The organism is Candidatus Zixiibacteriota bacterium (assembly GCA_014728145.1).
GTDB lineage: Bacteria > Zixibacteria > MSB-5A5 > JAABVY01 > JAABVY01 > WJMC01.
This window is the reverse complement of record WJMC01000011.1, coordinates 1-3,736: the sequence shown is the minus strand read 5'-3', so window position 1 is coordinate 3,736 and position 3,736 is coordinate 1. Positions and strand designations below refer to the sequence as shown.

Genomic DNA, 3,736 nt, shown 5'->3' with positions numbered 1-3,736 from the left:
CGAGCGAGTATTCATGACCGGTCAGCTCCTCCCAGCGATCGATGATCTGTTCCACTTCCGTTTCTTTCATCCGAAAAAAGACCAAGCCGATTTTGCGGCGAAGCTCCTTTTTGTATGTCGACCATTTCCCTCGATAGCTTTAGATGACCGTCCGGACTTTCTGAGGCATCTCGGTTTCCGCGATCTTGGACCAACCGCTGTTGTCGATATCGTCGATCAGGCTTGTCAGGCGCAGGTTGTAGAATATCTTGCCCGTATCCAGAAAATGAGTCGGTACAAACATCACCGCCGGGATATCATATTTTTTCAAAATGGGCAGGGCCGCGGATTCAAATTCAGAATCTCCGTCGTCGAATGTCAGAAGAGCATAGGCTTTGTTTTTAGTTTTCCGGGTGTAGGTGATTTCGATAAATTTGTCCAGATCGATGAACTCAAAACACTTCGACAGCCAGTGGATCTGTTTTTCAAATGTCTCAACCGAATGACCCCGTTCGTAGGGCATGATATACTTAGGTTCGTTCGAGTTGGAAGTGATGCGATGATAGGTGAAAACCGCAAGCAGTGGACGGTTGAACAGTCGGGGGTACGACCTGATCAGCGTTTCCCAGATACCCAGCTTATGGAGCATCGTCGAAAATATGCTTTTCAAACCGGAATTCATGCAGGCCCCCTCAAACCGTCGTGAGATCGGCGACGCTGTTTTTTCCAAAAATCTTTACACCTGGAGCGCCGCGAAACCAGTTTTTGTAAAACGTGATCCTCAGGCCGAAAAGCAAATAATGAATTGTCTCGCCGATATATTTGTAACCGGCCCGCCTGCGGATCATATTGGACAGCTTGTTGAATTTATCGATTGATCCGTAATGATACCGCTTACCGGTTTCCTTGTAATGCCTGTTTTGAATTTCATCACAATATTTGAAAAAACCTTTTCCCCGAAATTCTGGATCAGTGTAGGCATCGTAAGCGTAGAATCCGTCCTCACCGACATCCAGTATAGCTCCGCTGTTGTGAATATAAATGTTTCCTTCAGTGGCCCACATAAAAGATCTCACCAGGCCGTCGACAACAACCATGGCGCACATATCGCCTCGGTCAAGACGCTGTTTAAATGTTTTATGCGTGATCCTTACTTTTTTAAACAGCTCGTAGTCATCCGGGGTAGCCATGCGGATTTCGAGATCGGGCAGGTCTTTGGGCTGATAATCGTTTAAATCAAACCGAATGTGATTTGAATGGTTGTAATAAAAAACAGACCGCGGTAGGCGCCATGACAGCCTGCGCCAGACCACCCCGAAACCATCTTCTCTGATCTCATTAATCAGCTTTGAAAATTTGCCCATAATTATAAATTCACTAACCGGTTTTTGTATTATATTTTCGGCAGGCAGACCATAATTAGTAAACCTGCATATTGTTTTAGAAAAATACTAATATTAAATTGTCTCACAAGGTTAAAGTTCCCGAGATAATTATTAGTCTGGAAGTGAGGTTTTGGATAAGTGGTATAACCGCTATTATTATGACTTCTGCGCACCGTACAATGCCTGCGTTTCTCAGTGGCTGAAATGAAGAATTTGCCTTGAGGAGGTATAGTGCGATGCAAAAGACTTTTGCGCCGGCTCACGCCATCCCGCCTGAAGGCGGTACTGCAAGATCCGACACAACGATATCATCCCTGTAATGCGAGCGAAGCGCGGTGATCTCAATGTATGTAATTGCTTCGTCGTTTCAATTTGCTCTGACTGACATGGGATCAAAATAGAACAGTTTTTTGTTGTAACTCACAAATGAGATAGCATAATGTAGAAAAACACAAGGAGAGGAGTTGAGATGACTACCTGTCATGATATGAAACTCGATGAAGTCTATGAATGTAAGGACTGTGGCCTCGAGCTCAGAGTCGTCAAAGAATGCCGTGATGTCGGCCAGGCTAAAGATGAGTGCTGTGATTCCGAGGAAAAATGCGTTCTGCTCTGCTGTGGCACTGAGATGACGAAAAAGTAGTTTTTATGACCGCTGTGGCTGTTACTCATGACTTACCATGAGAATATTGGCCAATGCGGGGATTATCGTAAATCCGCAAAAAAACAGGCAGGTCAGATAACTGCCTGCCTGTTATTTTAATGATACCATTTCCTGATATCAGACTGTGCTTATATTTACCACAGCAGAATTTTACAAAGTAAATGCCAGGTAAATTGTATTGCCCTGGCGATGGACCCGCAGGAGGATGTTGTCTCCGGCTTCTTTATCCTTCACAGCCTCGATGAACTCACTTTCATTGTCAACTTGCCCGCGGTCGACTTCACGGATGACGTCGCCGTCACGGAGTCCGGCCCTGAAAGCGGAACTGCCCGGCTGGATATCGCGAACAGCTACACCTGAAAGATTTTTGCTGACCCCGATTTTATCCGCCAGATCCTCGGTCAGAGTCTCGAAGGCAAAGCCGAGTTTGTCTTCCAGGTTTGAATCACTGCCGGTCTGTGCTATCTCGGCATCGCGTTCACCAAGGACGGCATCGATCTGAACAGTACGCCCCCCGCGAATGACCTCGAAGGTAACCTTAGTGTCCGGCAGGGTTGCGGCCACCTGGTTGCGCAGATGCGATGAGTTGCGAATTTCAATATTATCCATGGAGATTATCACATCGCCGGATTCAAATCCCGCCTTGTCGGCCGGGCTGTCCTCGAGGACATCGCCGATCAGTGCGCCGGTGGTTCGCTCGAGGTTCATCGCCTCGGCCAGATTCTGCGTGATATCCTGGATCGAAACACCCAGCCATCCGCGCACGACCCGGCCCTCGGTCAAAAGTGAATTCATGATCCGCATCGCCATATTGGACGGGACAGCGAATCCGATACCCTGGAATCCGCCCGAACGGCTTAATATGGCAGTATTAAGACCGATCAGTTCACCGTTTAGGTTGACCAGCGGTCCCCCGGAATTGCCCATATTGATGGCGGCGTCGGTCTGGATGAAATTCTCGTAATTGGCCAGGCCGACATTGGAACGGCCGACCGCGCTGACGATTCCCTGGGTGACTGTCGAAGCCAGGTTCTGGCTCATCGGTGAACCCACGGCCAGTACGAATTCGCCCACCCGGAGATCATCGCTGTTGCCGATTTGTATAAACTTCAAATTGTCCGCTTCGATTTTGATGACTGCCACATCAGTCTGCGGATCGGCTCCGATCACCTCGGCAGTATAGCGGGTGCCGTCATCGGTGCGAACAAAAATCGTGTCCGCATTTTCGATCACATGGTTGTTTGTCAGGATATGGCCCTGCTCATCGACAATGACCCCTGAACCGAGCCCGTACTGGCGAAACTCGCGTTCCGGCTGCTGGCGTTGACGACGATCGGGGCCAAAAAAGAAATCGAAGAATTCGTCATCGCCAAAGGGCATAAACGGGTGTCCCTGGGGCATGGTTACGATGCGTTCGGTGGAAACCATCACCACAGTCGGGCGTACTTCTTCGGCGATGTCGATGAAGGCCTGGTTTATATCAGCCAAAGTCGAGACAGGTCTCTGATCGGATGGCGTCACCTGGGCCGTCTCGGCGGTTGCCATGTTTGCGGTCATCAGCACCAGAAGAATCACAATCGCAGTCACGGAAGTGGATTTAATCGATCGCGTTGCAAACATTTCGATTGTCATCAGTAACTCCTTTCCTACAGTATAAAAATATACGCTACCCGAATATCATCAGCTGTTTTGGTGGAAGCAGGGATAT

Annotated in this window: 3 protein-coding genes; all 3 read right to left on the bottom strand. The window is 48.5% G+C overall.

Features of this window, described 5'->3' with window-relative positions:
- Nucleotides 1–139: 139 nt before the first annotated feature.
- Nucleotides 140–661 (bottom strand): polysaccharide deacetylase family protein, encoded by a 522-nt coding sequence (locus GF404_00505; protein ID MBD3380652.1) that lies wholly within the window; start codon nucleotides 659–661, stop codon nucleotides 140–142.
- A 10-nt stretch (nucleotides 662–671) separates the two neighbouring features.
- Nucleotides 672–1,343: a hypothetical protein gene (locus GF404_00500; protein MBD3380651.1), complete on the bottom strand. Its 672-nt coding sequence runs from the start codon at nucleotides 1,341–1,343 to the stop codon at nucleotides 672–674.
- Between the two features lie 835 nt (nucleotides 1,344–2,178).
- A complete protein-coding gene (locus tag GF404_00495) occupies nucleotides 2,179–3,660 on the bottom strand; it encodes a Do family serine endopeptidase (GenBank protein ID MBD3380650.1) in 1,482 nt (493 codons plus the stop codon).
- Between the last annotated feature and the right edge of the window lie 76 nt (nucleotides 3,661–3,736).

Bases quoted from the DNA above. Each gene is read 5' to 3' on its own strand.
- GF404_00500 (MBD3380651.1), bottom strand. From the start codon at position 1,343: ATGGGCAAATTTTCAAAGCTGATTAATGAGATCAGAGAAGATGGTTTC.
- GF404_00505 (MBD3380652.1), bottom strand. From the start codon at position 661: ATGAATTCCGGTTTGAAAAGCATATTTTCGACGATGCTCCATAAGCTG.
- GF404_00495 (MBD3380650.1), bottom strand. From the start codon at position 3,660: ATGACAATCGAAATGTTTGCAACGCGATCGATTAAATCCACTTCCGTG.